This window comes from Rugamonas brunnea (assembly GCF_014042345.1).
Taxonomy (GTDB): Bacteria; Pseudomonadota; Gammaproteobacteria; order Burkholderiales; family Burkholderiaceae_D; genus Rugamonas; species Rugamonas brunnea.
Map to the genome: position 1 here is coordinate 1 of NZ_JACEZT010000054.1, position 474 is coordinate 474.

Annotated in this window: 1 protein-coding gene; it reads left to right on the plus strand. The window is 55.3% G+C overall.

Annotated features, from left to right (window positions below; translation table 11 throughout):
- Window positions 1-105 precede the first annotated feature (105 nt).
- On the plus strand, window positions 106-474 hold a 369-nt coding region (locus H3H37_RS25450), incomplete at its 3' end, for a helix-turn-helix domain-containing protein (RefSeq protein ID WP_182167781.1).

The window sequence follows — 474 nt, forward strand, 5'->3', positions numbered from 1 at the left end:
TGTTAATTTGCATTGAAAATTGACCCATCTTCCCCACGAATTTGCAACGGAATCTGACCCACGTTCATAGCACAATCCTTCCTGTCCTTTCGACAGGAGATCGGAGTGATCGACGTGGCTTTACTAGGCATAATTCGACGCTGGCACCTTCGTGACCAGGTTCCCCTCCGGGAGATCGCCAGGCGACTGGGCATCTCCCGCAATACTGTCCGGCGATACCTACGCTCGGAGACCACAGAGCCCTCCTATGCGGAGCGGAGATCATCAAGCCTCTTAGACAAGTATTCTGTGCAGCTGTCGGCCTGGCTCAAGGCCGAGGCAAGCAAGCCCCGCAAGCAGCGGCGCAATTTGAAGCAGCTCCACTTGGAACTTAAGGAGCTGGGCTATGAGGGGTCATACGACCGTGTGGCAGCGTTTGCCAGGCAGTGGAAGGTGGGTCAATCGGAGTGGGTCAATTCTGCGAGCAAACGAACA